Here is a 15,470-nt window from a genome sequence, read left to right as displayed (position 1 = left end):
CCCCCGCATGACCGAACTCGTCGACCGCGTGACCGCGGCCCTGCGCACCAACCACGACGTCCTCGCTGCGCTGGTCCCGGACCTCGACGAGGAGCAGCTGACCGGACCGAGCGGCGCGTCGGAGTGGACTGTCGCCCAGGCGCTGTCCCACCTCGGCAGCGGCGCCGAGATCACCGTCAAGCCGATCGCGGACGCGGCCGGCCTGCCGTTCGAGGCCGAGGACAACCAGGACGTGTGGGCGCGGTGGGACGCCTCGGCGCCGCTCGACCAGGCGGCGGGCTTCGTGGAGCACGACGCCCACTACCTCGACGTGGTCGAGGGACTGTCTGCAGCGCAGAAGGCTGACCTGAGCATCGACCTGGGCTTCCTGCCCGAGCCGGTGCCGCTCGTGGTCGCTCTCGGGATGCGCCTCAACGAGGTCGCCGCCCACGCCTGGGACGTGCGCGTCGGGCTCGACCCCGAGGCGGGCATCGACCCGGGGTCGGCGGCGCTGCTGCTCGAGCTGTACGCCGGCCCGCTGGGCTTCCTGCTCGGCTTCGCGGCGAAGCCGGACCAGCTCTCCGAGCCCGCCCGGGTCGCCGTTCCCGGCGGCGGGATCGTCGTGACCGACGCCGTCGCCGTGACGTCCGACCTAGACGACGCGACCGCGACCTTCGAGGGCCCCGCCGAGGCTGTCGCCCGGCTCCTGACCGGTCGGCTGAAGTCGGAGTTCACCCCCGCGGGAGTGCAGGTCACGGGCAACGTGTCGCTGGACGACCTGCGGAAGGTCTTCCCGGGCTACTGAGGCCGCTCGGTCGAGAAGATCTCGGCTGCCGCGGCCACGAGCCGCTCGAACGACTCAGCCTCGTCGGACGCGTGGTCGGGATTCACCTCGCAGACGGTGAGCCCTCGCCAGGAGGGCGCGGACACCAGTCGACCCAGGACGGCGGTCAGCTCGACGAGGGTGAGGCCGTCTCCGCGGCGGCTGTTCTCCGCGATGGGGAAGTCGAGCCACGAGAGCACGTCGATGTCCACGTGGACCCAGATCTCGTCGTGTCCTGCCGCCCAGTCGAGCACGCGGTCCACGGCAGCGTCGGGGTCGGCGCGGACGGCAGCGAGCGTCTCGACCTCGATCTCGGCGGCGGCGATGATCTCGGCCTCGGACCCGGTGATGTTGTCCTGGGCGAAGAGCAGCACGTCGGACCCGCTCAGCATCGGACGGCGCGCGCCGAGCGAGCTGAGCTCCTCCCGGGCGCCGGCCACGTCGAGCAGGTGGGCCACCCCCATCCAGTCGAGCGCCCCCTCACCGGTCGCGGGCACCTTGAGATCGGCATCCAGGTCGATGTAGACGAGAGCCACGGACCGGCCTCGGCGCAGGGCGCCGGCGATGGTGCCGAGCTCGACGGTGCAGTCACCGCCCAGGACGAGGACGTCGTCGTCGGCCTCGAGCGCGTCGGCCACGCGGTCGGCGAGCGCACGAGCGGTCCCGGCGGCGGCGTCGACGTTCATCGCGTCCGGGTGGTCGCGATCGAGGCTCCATCGGAAGCCGTCGACGTCGCCCCGGTCGCGGACATCGCGACCGGCACCACGCAGGGCGTCGAGCAGCCCGTGGGCGCGCCAGGCCGAGGGGGCTCGCTCCTGGCCGGGCGCGTAGGCGCCTGCGCTCGAGGGCGCGCCGACGACCGAGAGGGTGCGGGACATGTCAGGCCGCCAGACAGACCGGCCCGGAGATCGCGCCGGCGCTCAGCCGTCGGCTGACGCGCGTCGTGAGGTCGACGAGCCGGAGTCCGAGGGCGCCCGACACGGCTCCGATGATCTCCGAGCTGGGCTCCTTGAGCCCGCGCTCGATCTCGGACAGGTACTGCGTCGAGACCCCTGCCTCCTCGGCGACGTCGGCGAGCGTGCGGTCCGCCGTACGGCGCTCCTCGCGCAGCTCGCGGCCGACGGACTCGCGCCACAGGGGCTCGGGATCCGGGGCAGGGGAGTGCAGCGGCTGGACCGGAAGTACGACGACGTCACCCATGTCCCGACAGTAGGGCGGGACGCGGGTGACGTCGTCGGCTGTTCTCTGTGGGCGAACTAGTTGGTCGGCTTGTCCGCGCCGACGACCCACATGGCGAAGAACTGCGAGCCGCCGCCGTACGCGTGGCCGAGCGCCTTGCGGACGCCGTCGACCTGGTGCTCGCCGGCCGCGCCACGGACCTGCAGGGCGGCTTCGCCGAAGCGGAGCATGCCCGACGCGCCGATCGGGTTGGACGAGAGGACGCCGCCCGAGCAGTTGACGGGGAGGACGCCGTCCATCGCCGTGCCGCCCGACTCGGTGAGCCGCCAGCCGCCGCCGTTCGCGTCGGCGAAGCCCAGCGACTCGAGCCACATCGGCTCGAACCACGAGAACGGCACGTAGATCTCCGCGGCGTCGATCTCCTCGAGCGGGTTGGTGATGCCGGTCTGCTTCCACAGCGCCGCGGCCGCGTCGCGCGAGGCCTGCGGGTTGACCTGGTCGCGCTCGGCGGCCGACGTGGCCTCCGACCGCATCACGGTGCCGTGGATCCACGCCGGGTTGGGCGAGGCGGCCGCGACGTCCTCGGACACGATCACGAGCGCGCAGGCACCGTCGGAGGACGGGCAGGTCTCGTCGTAGCGGATCGGGTCCCAGAGCATCTGCGACGCCATCACCGACTCCACCGTGGTGCCCTCGTTGTGCAGGTGGGCATAGGGGTTCTTCAGCGCGTTGTTGCGGTCCTTGGCCGCGACGATCGCGCCGATGTGGTTGGGCGCGTCGGAGCGCCGGATGTAGGACCGGACGTGCGGTGCGAAGTAGCCGCCGGCACCGGCGTGCACCGGCATGTTGAACGGCAGCGGGACCGAGAGGGCCCACATGGCGTTGGACTCGGACTGCTTCTCGAAGGCGACGGTCAGCACCTTGCGGTGGACCCCGGCCTGGACGAGCGACGCGGCGACGATCGCAGTCGACCCGCCGACCGAGCCGGCGGTGTGCACCCGGAGCAGCGGCTTGCCGGCGGCACCGAGGGCCTCGGCGAGGAACAGCTCGGGCATCATCACGCCCTCGAACAGGTCGGGCGCCTTGCCGACCACGATCGCGTCGATCTCGTCGAGCGTCATCCCGGCGTCCTCGAGGGCCCGGTCCATCGCCTCGCGGCACAGACCGGCCATCGAGACGTCCAGGCGCTTGGCGCGGTGGTGGGTCTGACCGACCCCGACCACGGCGGCGGGCTGCTTGGCCATCAGTTGCTTCCTTCCAGCACGCAGAGCAGGTTCTGTTGCAGGGCAGGACCGGAGGTCGCGTGCCCCACGCCCTTGGTGATCTCGCCGGACCAGATCCGCGAGGCGGTCTCGCCGATCCGGATGCCGCCGCCGGAGAACATCGGGTTGCTGGTCAGCGCGCCGCCCGACGGGTTGATGCGTACGTCGTCGGCCAGGCCGAGCTCGCGGCGCAGGATCAGCTCCTGGTGGCTGAACGGCGCGTGCAGCTCCGCGACCTCGACGCCGGTCAGGTCGACCGCAGCGGCCGCGCGAGCGGCGGACGGCGACCGGGTCAGGTCGCGGGTACCCATGCCCATGGGGTCGATGTAGTGCGCGAGACCGTTGATCCACGCCGGCTTGTCCCGGACGTCACGCGCCTTGTCACCGGCGGCGAGCACGATCGCGGCGGCACCGTCGGTGACGGGGGAGCAGTCGTGCTTGCGCAGCGGGTCGGCGTACATCGGTCGGGCGAGCAGCTCCTCGACCGACGAGCCGCCCTTGCGGATGGACCACTCGTTCTTCTCCGCGTCGGTCAGCGACCGGTTGGCCACCTCGGCCATCGCGGTCTCGTCCCAGACGCCGGCGTCGATGCCGGCGCGGGCCTGGAGCCCGGCGAGCGACACCGTGTCGGGCCACAGCGGCGTCATCGTGTAGGGCTCGAGCTGGAGTCCGAGCGTGCGGCGCAGCACGCCGGCCGAGGACTTGCCGAAGGCGTAGACCAGGGCGGTGTCGACCTCGCCGGTCTGGATCTTCAGCCAGGCCTCGTACATCGCCCACGCCAGGTCCATCTCGACGTGGGACTCGTTCACGGGCGGGATCACGCCGATGGCGTCCACCGCCGACACGAACGAGAACGACCGGCCGGCCAGGTAGTCGGACGAGCCCGAGCACCAGAAGCCGATGTCGCGCCGGGTCCAGCCGGTCTGCTCGTAGCACTCCGCGAAGAGCGGCACCAGCATCTCCACGCAGGTCGGCGACCCGTCGAACTCTGCCATCTGTCGCTGGGCGAACCCGACGACTGCAACGTCTCTCATCTCACGCCCTTCAGAGGTGGTGCCGGTAGGTGTCGTAGTCCGCGTCGGGCTCGTCGGCGGGCTCGAAGTGGTCGATGTTCTCGAGCGAGTAGGTCCACTCCTCGCGCGGCTTCCACACGGCCTTGACCCGCATGCCCATCCGCACCTCATCGGCCGGGATGCCGAGGATCAGGTGGAGGACGGCGATGTCGGCGCCGTCGAGCAGGACGTACGCCGAGACGTACGGCGGCACGATCTTCTGGCCGAGGAACGGCACGTTGACGATGCAGAACGTCGTGATGGTGCCGGTCTGCGACACCTCGACCTCCTCCGCCGTCGGGGTGCCGTCGGCCGGGCACGCGCTCCGCGGCGGGACGTAGACCTTCTGGCAGGTGGGGCAGCGCTGACCGACGATCCGGCCCTCGTTGAGGCCCCGGTAGAACGCCGACTCCTCGGGGCTCGCGGCGTACAGGTAGTCGAGCGAGACCGGCACCGTGATCCCGGTGATCAGGTGGTCCTCGATCAGGCCGCCACCGGCGGGACGCGCCGCCGACTCGTCACCGAGCGGCTCGAAGCAGGCGATGTCCGTGATCGACCCGACGCGCTCGTCGGCCCAGCGGATCTGCACGCGCATGCCCGTGGTGACCTCGTCGGGCGACGAGACGTCGAGCGCGTGCAGGAACGGGCGGGTGGCACCGTCGAGGGTCACGAGTGCGAACGCGAACGGCCGGTCGAAGGGCTGCTCCGCGACGGGCTCGGGCACCCAGGTCCAGGACGTGACGGTCCCGACCGGCGCGACCTCGATGAAGTCGGTGGTGGCCTCGTGGGTGACCGGGTCGTACTCCAGGGGCGGTACGACGACCTCGCCCTCCGACGTACGACCGGCGACGACGACGCCGTCGCGGAGGCCGGTGAGGAAGCGACCGAGCACGGGGCCGGTCGATCGGGTGTAGTCGAACGCTACGGTGACCGGTGCGGACAAAGTTCGTGGCATGATCCGAAAGTAGAACACGTTCTAGGGATCGCACAAGGAGACGACCATGAAGCTGGGACTGCAGCTGGGCTACTGGGGCGCACAGCCCCCGCAGGGCGTCGGCGAGCTCGTCGCCGCGGCCGAGGAGGCGGGCTTCGACGCCATCTTCACCGCCGAGGCGTGGGGGAGTGACGCGTTCACCCCGCTGGCCTGGTGGGGTCGCGAGACCTCCCGGATCAAGCTCGGCACGTCGATCATCCAGATGTCCGGCCGCGCGCCGACCTCGATCGCGATGCACCTGCTGACGCTCGACCACCTCTCCAACGGCCGGGTCATCCTGGGCATGGGAGTGAGCGGCCCGCAGGTCGTGGAGGGCTGGTACGGCCAGCCGTTCGGCAAGCCGCTGGCCCGGACCCGCGAGGTCGTCGACATCATCCGCCAGGTGCTGGCCCGCGAGGACAAGGTCACCAACGACGGGCCGCACTACCCGTTGCCGTTCCGCGGCGAGAACTCCGTGGGACTGGGCAAGCCGCTCAAGCCGATCGTGCACCCGCTGCGCGCGGACGTCCCGATCTGGCTCGGCGCCGAGGGCCCGAAGAACGTCGCGCTCACGGCCGAGATCGCCGACGGCTGGATCCCGATCTTCTACACGCCGAAGTCCGCGGGCATGTACCAGCCGTGGCTCGACGAGGGCTTCGCGCGGCCCGGCGCGCGGCGTACCCGCGCCGACTTCGAGATCGCCGCGACCTGCCACCTGCAGGTGGTCAAGAACGCCGAGGAGAAGCAGCTCGTCCTCGATGCGATCAAGCCGTCCGTGTCGCTCTACATGGGCGGCATGGGCGCCAAGGACGCAAACTTCCACAACGCGGTCTTCGTCCGGATGGGCTACGAGGACCTCGCCGCCGAGGTGCAGAAGCTCTACCTGAACGGCGAGAAGGACAAGGCGACCGCGCTGATCCCCGACGAGCTCGTCGACGACATGCACATCGTCGGGACGGCCGGCGAGGTCAAGGAGCGGGTCGCGCAGTGGGAGGAGACCGGCGTGACCACGCTGCTCCTGAGCGCCCGCTCGGCCGACGAGATCAGGTCGGTGGCAGAGTTGCTCACGTGAGCGGACCTACGTACGGCGTCATCGGGGTCGGCTCGATCGCGGCGGCCATCGTGGTCGGGCTGTCCGACGGGGTCGAGGACGCGCCACGCGTCCTCCTGTCGCCGCGCAGCGCGCACACCGCCGCCGACCTGGCCGCGCGGTTCGACGGCGTCACGGTCGCTGCCGACAACCAGAAGGTCGTCGACGGTGCGGACGTCGTCATCGTCGCCGTGCTCCCTCAGCAGGTCGAACCCGTGCTGGCCGACCTCACCTTCGAGGACCGTCACGTCGTGATCAGCGTCGTCGCCGGCGTGGACCTCGACCGGCTGAGGAGCTGGGTCGCGCCCGCGGCCAAGGTCGCCCGGTCGGTCCCGCTGCCTGCGGTCGCCGGCCGCGACGGAGTCACCCCGGTCTACCCGCCGCTGCCCGAGGCGGTCGCGCTGTTCGACCGGCTGGGCCGCGCCCTGCCGGTCGAGGACCTCGCGTCGTACGAGGCGCTCACGGTGTCGTCCGCGACCGTGGCCGCCCACTTCGCCTACCTCGGCGCGATCGCCGACTGGCTGGTCGAGCGCGGTCTCGAGCCCGCGGCGGCGCGCGGCTACGTGGCCGCGACGTACCTCGGGGCGACGGAGTCGCTCCGCGGCGCTGACGTCGACTTCGACGAGCTGATCACCGAGGTGGCGACACCCGGGGGGCTCAACGAGCAGTTCGCGCGTCACCTCCGCGACGCCGGCGCCGTCGATGCCGTCGGGGCGGGGATGGACGGGGTCCTGGCCCGACTTCTGGGCTGAGACATCCGGCCGAGGCCGTTGCCCGGAACTGGAACACGTTCTACTCTCGGGCGCATGACGGATGACATGCGTACCGGCTCCCACAACGGCCACCTGATGGTCGCCGCGCTGAAGCGGCACCAGCACAAGCCGGTGATGTACCTCGGGGACACCACGATCACCGGGGCCGAGGCCGCGGAGCGGATGAGCCAGTACGTCCAGGCGTACGAGGCGCTCGGCGCCGGCTCGGGTACGGCGGGTGCGCTGCTCGCGCTCAACCGCCCCGAGGTGCTCTTCATCCTCGGGTCCGGGCAGACCCAGGGCTTCCGGCGCAGCTCGCTGCACCCGCTCGGGTCGCTCGACGACCACGCCTACGTCATCAACGACGCCGAGATCACCCACATCACGATCGACCCGGTCCCGATGTTCGTGGAGCGCACGCTGGGACTGCTCGAGAAGTGCCCGAAGCTGGAGAAGGTGCTGACCATCGGGCCGGTGCCCGAGGAGCTCGCGCACGTCGGCCAGGACCTGGTCGCCGCTGCGGCGTCGTTCGACCCGCAGCCGCTCACCGCCAAGACGCTCGACCCCGAGCACATGGTCTCGATCACCTACACGGGTGGCACGACGGGCAAGCCGAAGGGCGTCATCGGGCTCTCGCGGCAGATGAACATGATGACCACGGTGCAGATGTCGGAGTGGGAGTGGCCCGAGTCGCCGCGCTTCCTCATGTGCACCCCGTTGTCGCACGCCGGCGCGGCGTTCTTCGTGCCGACGATCCTCAAGGGCGGCTGCCTCTACGTGCTCTCGAAGTTCGACCCGGCCGAGGTGCTGAGGACCATCGAGGAGCAGAAGATCACGGCCACGATGCTGGTGCCGTCGATGCTCTACGCCCTCATGGACCACCCCGACAGCAAGACCCGCGACCTGTCGTCGCTCGAGACCGTCTACTACGGCGCGTCCGCGATCAACCCGGTGCGTCTCCAGGAGGCGATCGACCGGTTCGGCCCGATCTTCGCGCAGTACTACGGCCAGTCCGAGGCGCCGATGGTGATCAGCTACCTCGCCAAGGCCGACCACGACGAGAAGCGGCTGTCGTCGTGCGGCCGGCCGTCGGCGTTCCTGCGTACGGCGCTGCTCGGCGAGGACGGCAAGCCCGTCCCGGTGGGGGAGCCGGGCGAGATCTGCGTCGCCGGCCCGCTGCTCGCCGGTGGCTACTGGAACCTCCCGGACGAGACCGCGGAGACCTTCCGCGACGGCTGGATGCACACCGGCGACGTCGCCCGCGAGGACGAGGACGGCTTCTGGTTCATCGTCGACCGGACCAAGGACATGATCGTCACGGGCGGCTTCAACGTCTTCCCGCGCGAGGTCGAGGACGTCGTCGCCGAGCACCCGATGGTCGCCCAGGTAGGCGTGATCGGCACCCCGCACGAGAAGTTCGGCGAGGCCGTCACTGCGATCGTCGTGCTCCGCTCCGACGCGCCCACCGACGAGGAGTCGATCGCGAGGATGACGGCCGAGATCCAGGAGGCGGTCAAGGAGCGCAAGGGCTCGGTGCAGTCGCCCAAGCAGGTCATCGTGGCCGACTCCCTGCCGCTGACCGGTCTCGGCAAGCCCGACAAGAAGGCGCTCCGCGCGCAGTACTGGACCGGGGACCGCGCCGTCGGCTGACCCGGTCCGAGGTCGGTCGTCCTCAGCCCGACCGGTCTGCGGATTGGTCACCAACCGCAGACTGGTCGCGCTCCCAGTTGCGGTTGGTGACCAATCCGCATGCCTTGGCGTGCGATGTCGCGGACGTAAACGGTTGCGATGGAAATCGTTATCGATAACGATTGACACGCTCCCTCCGCGCCTGCCACGTTCTCCCTGGTGTGACGCACGTCGCACGCAACGGCTGGGCGGAAATGGAGGCTTTCCGGATGAGGTCGAAGACTCGAAGCGCGGCTCTCGCCGTGCTCTGTGCGGGTGCGTTGGTGCTGGCCGCGGCATGCGGCAGCGACAGCGACTCGTCGGACGCGGGGGGCGAAACCACGATCACGTGGTGGCACAACTCGAACAACGAGCCCGGAAAGGGCTTCTACGAGCAGGCGGCGAAGGACTTCGAGGCCGACCACCCGGGGGTCAAGATCGAGATCAGCGCCATGGCGCACGAGGACATGGTCGCCAAGCTCGCGGCGGCGTTCCAGAGCGGTGACGTCCCCGACATCTACATGGAGCGCGGCGGCGGCGAGCTCGCCGACCACGTGGAGGCGGGTCTGGTCCGGGACATCTCGGACGACGCGTCGGACGAGATCGCCAAGATCGGCGGTTCCGTCGCCGGCTGGCAGGTCGACGGCAAGACCTACGCGCTGCCGTTCTCCTTGGGCGTGGTCGGGTTCTGGTACAACACGGAGATGTTCGACCAGGCGGGCATCACGACCACGCCGACGACGATGGCCGAGCTCGAGGACGACATCGCCACGCTGAAGGACGCCGGCATGACGCCGCTCTCGGTCGGCGCGGGCGACAAGTGGCCCGCTGCCCACTACTGGTACCAAGCCGCGCTGCGTGAGTGCCCCGAGGACGTCCTGAAGGACGCCGTCACCAGCCTCGACTTCTCCGACCCGTGCTTCGTCGCCGCCGGTGACGCGGTCGAGGAGCTGCTGGCCACCGACCCCTTCAACAAGGGCTTCCTGAGCACCCCCGCGCAGGAGGGGGCCACCTCGGCGTCCGGGCTGCTCGCCACCGGCAAGGTGGCCATGGAGATGCAGGGCCACTGGGAGCCCGGCGTCATGCAGGGCCTCACCGACGACGGCAAGGGCCTCGGCGACAAGACCGGCTGGTTCCCCTTCCCGGCCATCGACGGTGGCCAGGGCGACCCGACTGCCCAGCTCGGCGGCGGTGACGCCTGGGCGGTGTCGGAGGACGCTCCCGACGTGGCGGTCGACTTCGTGAAGTACCTCCTCTCCGACGACCTCCAGAAGGGCTTCGCCGAGAACAACATGGGTCTGCCGACCAACTCCGCGGCGTCGGGCTCCGTGGCCGACCCGGCCCTGGCCGACCTGCTGAAGGTGCGCGACAGCTCGCCGTACATCCAGCTGTACTTCGACACCGCCTTCGGCGAGTCCGTCGGTGGCGCGATGAACGACGAGATCGCCCTGCTGTTCGCCGGGCAGGCGTCACCGCAGGACGTGGTCGATGCCACCCAGCAGGCCGCGGACCAGGAGGGGTGAGCTGACCGTGACGCATCCGGGTGTCGCCCCGGCGACACCCGCACAGGACGAGGGGGTCGCCCGGCGCGAGGACATGCGCCGGGCGATCCCCCGCCCGATCGGCGGGCGGGGGAGGCAGCGGCTCGAGATCGCGATGTTCGTGTCGCCGGCGTTGATCCTGATGGGGGTCTTCGTCGCCTGGCCGATCGTGTCGGCGGTCCGGATGTCGTTCTACCGCTGGAAGGGCTTCGGCCCGATGGACGACTTCGTCGGCCTGAACAACTACCGCCTGGTCCTCCAGGACGAGGTGTTCACCGACGCGGTGATGCACAACCTCACCATCGTCGTCGCGTCGATCCTCGTGCAGCTACCGCTCGGGCTCGGGCTCGCGCTGCTGCTCAACCGCCGGATCAAGGGCCGGGGTCTGCTCCGCACGATCGTCTTCGTCCCGTACGTCGTGGCCGAGGTGATCGCGGGCGTCATCTGGTTCCAGCTCCTGCAGCCGGAGTACGGCGTGGTCGACAGCCTGATCGAGGCCGTAGGACTGACCCCGCCGGAGCAAGGCTTCCTCGGGACCCCGTCGCTCGCGCTGCCCACCGTGTTCGTCGTGCTGACGTGGAAGTACCTCGGCCTGGCCGTCCTGCTGTTCCTGGCCGGACTCCAGAACGTCCCCGACGAGCTGTTCGAAGCGGCCCAGCTCGACGGGGCGAGCTGGTGGCAGGCGCAGCGACGGGTGGCGATCCCGTTGCTCGGCCCGACGATCCGCACCTGGCTGTTCCTGTCGATGATCGGCTCCATCCAGCTCTTCGACATGGTCTGGGTGCTGACCGGCGGCGGTCCGGCGAACGCGACGACCACGATGGCGACGTACCTCGTCAACCAGGGCACCGAGCGCCACAACTACGGCATCGCCGGAGCCGCGTCGGTGGTCCTGTTCGTGGTCGGCTTCGTGCTCGCGCTCTTCTACCAGGTGTTCATCCTCCGCCGGGACACGGTGCAGGAACGATGAGGGGGACCGCATGACGGCAGGACGCACGAAGCAGTTCGGCGCCGGAGGGCCGCTGGTCTACTGCCTCGCCCTCGTGGTCGTCGCGCTCACGCTCGGTCCCGTGCTGTACGGCGCGCTGGGTGGGTTCCGCAGCAACGAGCAGCTCGCCAGCGACCCGGCCGGCCTGCCGGACCCCTGGGTGTTCGACAACTACACGGACGTCGTCACCAACGCGGACTTCTGGCGCTACGCCCTCAACTCGACGGTGATCGCCCTGATCACCACGTTCGTCGCCGTGCTCGCCGGCGTGATGGCGGCGTACCCGCTCGCCCGCTACCGGTTCCGGATGCGCGAGCCGCTGTTCATGGTGTTCGTGCTCGGCCTGCTGTTCCCCGCGGCCGTGGCGATCATCCCGCTCTTCATCCTGATCACCCACGACCTCCACATGGCCAACAGCTGGTGGGGCGTCGCGCTCCCGCAGGCGGCGTTCGCGCTGCCGATGACCGTGGTGATCCTGCGCCCCTTCCTGATGGCGATGCCCCAGGAGCTCGAGGAGGCCGCCCTCATCGACGGCGCCTCGCGGATCGGCATCTTCTGGCGGCTGGCGCTGCCGCTGTCGATGCCGGCGCTGGTGACCGTCGGTGTGCTGGCCTTCGTCGCCTCGTGGAACGCCTACCTGCTGCCTCTGCTCCTGCTGCAGGACGACATGCGTACCCTTCCACTCGGCGTGGCTGACTACTCGACCGAGCACTCTGCGGACACGGCCGGCGTGCTCGCGTTCACGACGATCGCGATGATCCCGGCGCTAGTGCTGTTCCTGGCGATGCAGCGCCGGATCGTCGGCGGCCTCCAGGGCGCGGTCAAGGGCTGAGGAGGCACTCATGACGGACACCACGAACCACACCAACGGCCGGGTCACGATGCAGCAGGTGGCTGCCGAGGCCGGGGTCTCGGTCTCGACGGTCTCGAAGGTCATCAACGGCCGGTACGGCGTCTCGAGCGACACGGTCGAGACCGTCACCGCGGTCATCAACCGCCTCGGCTACGAGGCCAGCCTGGTCGCCCGGAGCCTCCGCAACAGCCGCACCAACGTGATCGGCGTGCTCGTCGCCGACTTCGAACCCTTCAGCACCGAGGTCCTCAAGGGCGCGGCCGACGCCATCCGGGGGACCGGGTTCGAGCTGGTCGCCTACTCCGCCGGCGGCCGGATCGACGAGCACGTCGGCTGGGAGCGTCGCTACCTGTCGCGGGTCATGGGCACCCTCGTGGACGGCGCCGTGCTGGTGACGCCGACGGTCACCGACGTCCGCTACGACGGCCCCATCGTGGCCGTCGACCCCCACACCGGCAGGTCCGAGCTGCCCACGGTGGCCGGCGACAACCTCCAGGGTGCCCGGCTGGGTGTCGACCACCTGCTCGAGCTCGGGCACCGCCGGATAGGCATGGTGACGGGTCGCCGGGACCTCGTCTCCGCCCAGCTCCGTGAGCGGGGCTTCCGCGATGCCCACCAGGCGGCCGGTGTCGTCGTCGACGAAGCACTCCTGCAGCCCGGCGCCTACGAGCCCGAGCAGGCCCGCGAGGCCGCGCGCACGCTGCTCACCCTGCCCGAGCCGCCGACCGCGGTGTTCGCGGCCAACGACCTGTCCGCGATCGCGACGCTGGAGGTCGCGGCCGAGCTGGGCATCGACGTGCCCGGCCAGCTCTCGGTCGTCGGCTTCGACAACATCCCGGAGGCGGCGATGGCGCACCCGCCGCTCACCACCGTCCAGCAACCGATCCGGCAGATGGGCCACGACGCGATCGCGATGCTGGTGACGCTGATCGCGGGCGAGGCCCTGGAGGACACCCACGTGATGCTCGAGACCACGCTGGTGCGTCGACACTCGACCGCCGGACCCGGAGGCAGCCGATGACCGAGCTGTGGCGCGACCCGTCGGCCTCCGTCGAGGCGCGGGTCTCCGACCTCGTCCCGCGGATGACGCTGGAGGAGAAGGTCGCCCAGCTCTCGGGCGTGTGGTGGCTCGAGCCCGACGCGGGTGGCATGGCGCCGATGCTGCGGGAGTCGGTCGGTCCGCTGCCCCCGTGGGACGAGGTGGTCGCCGACGGTCTCGGCCAGATCACCCGCATGTACGGCACCGCACCCCTCGAACCGGCCGACGGCCTCCGGACCCTGGCGCAGCGGCAGCGCGACGTGGTGGCGGCGAACCGGTTCGGGATCCCGGCGCAGGTGCACGAGGAGTGCCTGACCGGGCTGGCAGCGTGGCGGGCGACGATCTACCCGTCGCCCCTCTGCTGGGCGGCGACCTTCGATCCCGAGATCGTGGAGCGGATGGGCGCCCGGATCGGCGACTCCATGCGGAGCCTCGGTGTGCACCAGGGCCTGGCTCCTGTCCTCGATGTCGTCCGCGACCTGCGCTGGGGCCGGGTCGAGGAGACCCTGGGTGAGGACCCGTTCCTGGTCGGCGTCATCGGGAGCGCCTACGTCCGCGGCGTGGAGAGCACTGGCGTCGTCGCCACCCTCAAGCACTTCCTCGGCTACTCGGCGTCGCGGGGCGCCCGCAACCTGGCGCCGGTGTCGATGGGGCCTCGGGAGCTCGCGGACGTCGTCATGCCGCCCTTCGAGATGGCGCTGCGGGCTGGGGCGCGCTCGGTGATGAACTCCTACACCGACATCGACGGCGTGGTCGCGGCGGCCGACCCCGGGCTGCTGACCACGCTGCTGCGCGACCACCTCGGCTTCGAGGGCACGGTCGCCTCGGACTACTTCTCCGTGGCGTTCCTGCAGACCCTGCACCGGGTCGCCGGGGACCTCGGTGAGGCCGCCGGTCTCGCCCTCGAGGCCGGCATCGACGTGGAGCTGCCGTCGACCAGTGCGTACGGCGAGCCGCTGCTGCAGGCCGTCTCGGCCGGGCTCGTCGACGAGAAGGTCGTCGACCGAGCGCTCTCGCGCGTCCTGCGGCAGAAGTGCGAGCTCGGTCTGCTCGACCCGGGCTGGGCCCCGGTCGAACCCAGCGATGTCGATCTCGACGACACGGAGTCGCGTGCACTCGCCCTCGACCTGGCCCGCCGTTCGGTCGTGCTGCTGTCCAACGACGGCAGCCTGCCGCTGGCCTCCGGCGCGAAGGTGGCCGTGGTCGGGCCCCGGGCCGACACCTCGCAGGCGATGCTCGGTTGCTACTCGTTCCCGATGCACGTGCTCGTCCACCACCCGGAGGTCGAGGACGGGCTGGAGATCCGCACGGTCCGCGATGTCCTCGCCGAGACCCTCGAGGTGACCTACGCGCTCGGCTGCCCGGTCCTCGGCGGTCGCGACGCCGACATCGACGCCGCTGTCGCAGCGGCAGAGGACGCCGAGGTCTGCGTGGCGGTGCTCGGCGACCAGGCCGGCCTTTTTGGCAAGGGCACGTCCGGGGAGGGCTGCGACGTCGCCGACCTCCGGCTCCCGGGACGGCAGGAAGAGCTGCTGGAGGCCCTGCTCGACACGGGGACGCCCGTCGTCGCGGTGCTGCTCGTCGGACGTCCCTACGACCTGAGCCGGCAGGCCGACCGCCTGGCCGGGCTCGTCTGCGGGTTCTTCCCCGGTGAGGAGGGCGCGCAGGCGATCGCCGACGTGCTGACCGGGCGGGTCAACCCATCGGGTCACCTCCCTGTGAGCTTCCCCGGGGCTGGGTCGAGCCACCCCTCGACGTACCTCGCGCCGGTGCTCGGCCGGCGCAGCGACGTCAGCGTCGTCGACCCCACGCCGCTCTTCGCCTTCGGCCACGGCCTGGCGTACGCCGAGGCCACCTGGGGCGAGGTGGCCCTGCCCACCGGGCCGAGGTGGGAGACCGACGGCAGCTGCGAGGTCACCGTCGCGCTGGCCAACGACAGCGAGCGCGAGGTGTCGGAGGTGGTGCAGGTCTACCTGCACGACGTCACGGCGTCCGTCGTGCGGCCGGTCCTGCAGCTGGTCGGTGCCGTCCGTGTCGATCTCGCCGTCGGCGAGCGCGCGCAGGTGCGCCTCACCCTGCACGCCGACCAGACCTCCTTCACCGGGCGCGACCGGGCGCGCATCGTCGAGCCCGGCGCCGTCGAGCTCCACGTGGGCGCCTCGAGCGCGGACATCCGGGCGATCCTGCCGCTCGACCTGGTCGGCCCGTCGCGGGAGGTGGGGACCGATCGTGTCCTCGAGCCGATCGTCGACGTGAGCCTGCACTGATCCG

The 15,470-nt window shown here is 70.8% G+C and carries 14 protein-coding genes; 9 read left to right on the top strand and 5 right to left on the bottom strand.

Annotation, left to right across the window (positions count from 1 at the left end):
- Positions 1 to 7: 7 nt before the first annotated feature.
- Complete coding sequence (locus ABLE68_RS19660) at positions 8 to 784, top strand: maleylpyruvate isomerase family mycothiol-dependent enzyme (protein ID WP_348873623.1); 777 nt, start codon at positions 8 to 10, stop codon at positions 782 to 784.
- Here ABLE68_RS19660 and ABLE68_RS19655 read toward each other — a convergent pair.
- Genes ABLE68_RS19655 through ABLE68_RS19635 form a run of 5 tightly spaced genes read right to left on the bottom strand, consistent with a single transcriptional unit; the run spans position 778 to position 5,250 of the window.
- Positions 778 to 1,680, bottom strand: coding sequence for an arginase family protein (locus tag ABLE68_RS19655; protein WP_348873622.1), 903 nt, complete (start codon positions 1,678 to 1,680; stop codon positions 778 to 780). The two genes, ABLE68_RS19660 and ABLE68_RS19655, sit on opposite strands and share 7 nt — an antisense overlap.
- 1 nt (position 1,681) lies before the next feature.
- Positions 1,682 to 2,002, bottom strand: coding sequence for a helix-turn-helix domain-containing protein (locus ABLE68_RS19650; RefSeq protein ID WP_348873621.1), 321 nt, complete (start codon positions 2,000 to 2,002; stop codon positions 1,682 to 1,684).
- Positions 2,003 to 2,058: 56 nt separating this feature from the next.
- Positions 2,059 to 3,225 (bottom strand): thiolase domain-containing protein, encoded by a 1,167-nt coding sequence (locus tag ABLE68_RS19645; protein ID WP_348873620.1) that lies wholly within the window; start codon positions 3,223 to 3,225, stop codon positions 2,059 to 2,061.
- Positions 3,225 to 4,277, bottom strand: a complete 1,053-nt coding sequence (locus ABLE68_RS19640; protein ID WP_348873619.1) for a thiolase domain-containing protein — start codon at positions 4,275 to 4,277, stop codon at positions 3,225 to 3,227. The genes ABLE68_RS19645 and ABLE68_RS19640 overlap by 1 nt, the downstream gene beginning before the upstream one ends.
- A 10-nt stretch (positions 4,278 to 4,287) precedes the next feature.
- Entirely contained in the window at positions 4,288 to 5,250 is a 963-nt protein-coding gene (locus ABLE68_RS19635; RefSeq protein ID WP_348873618.1) for a Zn-ribbon domain-containing OB-fold protein, read from the bottom strand.
- A gap of 46 nt (positions 5,251 to 5,296) precedes the next feature.
- On the opposite strand from ABLE68_RS19635, the gene ABLE68_RS19630 reads away from it, so the two are divergent.
- From ABLE68_RS19630 to ABLE68_RS19595, 8 genes are all read left to right on the top strand, one after another.
- Entirely contained in the window at positions 5,297 to 6,340 is a 1,044-nt protein-coding gene (locus ABLE68_RS19630) for an LLM class F420-dependent oxidoreductase (protein WP_348873617.1), read from the top strand.
- Complete coding sequence (locus ABLE68_RS19625; RefSeq protein WP_348873616.1) at positions 6,337 to 7,110, top strand: NAD(P)-binding domain-containing protein; 774 nt, start codon at positions 6,337 to 6,339, stop codon at positions 7,108 to 7,110. The genes ABLE68_RS19630 and ABLE68_RS19625 overlap by 4 nt, the downstream gene beginning before the upstream one ends.
- Before the next feature lie 54 nt (positions 7,111 to 7,164).
- On the top strand, positions 7,165 to 8,760 hold the full coding sequence (gene fadD8, locus ABLE68_RS19620; protein WP_348873615.1) for a fatty-acid--CoA ligase FadD8: 1,596 nt from the start codon (positions 7,165 to 7,167) through the stop codon (positions 8,758 to 8,760).
- Positions 8,761 to 9,008: 248 nt separating this feature from the next.
- Entirely contained in the window at positions 9,009 to 10,301 is a 1,293-nt protein-coding gene (locus ABLE68_RS19615) for an ABC transporter substrate-binding protein (RefSeq protein ID WP_348873614.1), read from the top strand.
- 7 nt (positions 10,302 to 10,308) lie between these two features.
- On the top strand, positions 10,309 to 11,289 hold the full coding sequence (locus tag ABLE68_RS19610; protein ID WP_348873613.1) for a carbohydrate ABC transporter permease: 981 nt from the start codon (positions 10,309 to 10,311) through the stop codon (positions 11,287 to 11,289).
- 10 nt (positions 11,290 to 11,299) lie between these two features.
- Positions 11,300 to 12,139, top strand: a complete 840-nt coding sequence (locus ABLE68_RS19605) for a carbohydrate ABC transporter permease (protein ID WP_348873612.1) — start codon at positions 11,300 to 11,302, stop codon at positions 12,137 to 12,139.
- Positions 12,140 to 12,149: 10 nt separating this feature from the next.
- Positions 12,150 to 13,181: a LacI family DNA-binding transcriptional regulator gene (locus ABLE68_RS19600; protein WP_348873611.1), complete on the top strand. Its 1,032-nt coding sequence runs from the start codon at positions 12,150 to 12,152 to the stop codon at positions 13,179 to 13,181.
- The gene (locus ABLE68_RS19595; RefSeq protein ID WP_348873610.1) at positions 13,178 to 15,466 is read left to right on the top strand and encodes a beta-glucosidase family protein; all 2,289 of its coding nucleotides are present in this window, start codon (positions 13,178 to 13,180) and stop codon (positions 15,464 to 15,466) included. The genes ABLE68_RS19600 and ABLE68_RS19595 overlap by 4 nt, the downstream gene beginning before the upstream one ends.
- Positions 15,467 to 15,470: the final 4 nt, after the last annotated feature.

It is taken from the genome of Nocardioides pollutisoli (genome assembly GCF_040045055.1).
Lineage (GTDB): Bacteria > Actinomycetota > Actinomycetes > Propionibacteriales > Nocardioidaceae > Nocardioides > Nocardioides tweenelious.
The sequence above is the reverse complement of the archived record's forward strand: the minus strand, read 5'-3'. Positions and strand labels throughout refer to the sequence as shown.

Coding starts and splice junctions, on each gene's coding strand:
- ABLE68_RS19650 (WP_348873621.1), bottom strand. CDS start 2,002: ATGGGTGACGTCGTCGTACTTCCGGTCCAGCCGCTGCACTCCCCTGCC.
- fadD8 (WP_348873615.1), top strand. CDS start 7,165: ATGACGGATGACATGCGTACCGGCTCCCACAACGGCCACCTGATGGTC.
- ABLE68_RS19605 (WP_348873612.1), top strand. CDS start 11,300: ATGACGGCAGGACGCACGAAGCAGTTCGGCGCCGGAGGGCCGCTGGTC.
- ABLE68_RS19640 (WP_348873619.1), bottom strand. CDS start 4,277: ATGAGAGACGTTGCAGTCGTCGGGTTCGCCCAGCGACAGATGGCAGAG.
- ABLE68_RS19600 (WP_348873611.1), top strand. CDS start 12,150: ATGACGGACACCACGAACCACACCAACGGCCGGGTCACGATGCAGCAG.
- ABLE68_RS19635 (WP_348873618.1), bottom strand. CDS start 5,250: ATGCCACGAACTTTGTCCGCACCGGTCACCGTAGCGTTCGACTACACC.
- ABLE68_RS19660 (WP_348873623.1), top strand. CDS start 8: ATGACCGAACTCGTCGACCGCGTGACCGCGGCCCTGCGCACCAACCAC.
- ABLE68_RS19655 (WP_348873622.1), bottom strand. CDS start 1,680: ATGTCCCGCACCCTCTCGGTCGTCGGCGCGCCCTCGAGCGCAGGCGCC.
- ABLE68_RS19615 (WP_348873614.1), top strand. CDS start 9,009: ATGAGGTCGAAGACTCGAAGCGCGGCTCTCGCCGTGCTCTGTGCGGGT.
- ABLE68_RS19595 (WP_348873610.1), top strand. CDS start 13,178: ATGACCGAGCTGTGGCGCGACCCGTCGGCCTCCGTCGAGGCGCGGGTC.
- ABLE68_RS19630 (WP_348873617.1), top strand. CDS start 5,297: ATGAAGCTGGGACTGCAGCTGGGCTACTGGGGCGCACAGCCCCCGCAG.
- ABLE68_RS19645 (WP_348873620.1), bottom strand. CDS start 3,225: ATGGCCAAGCAGCCCGCCGCCGTGGTCGGGGTCGGTCAGACCCACCAC.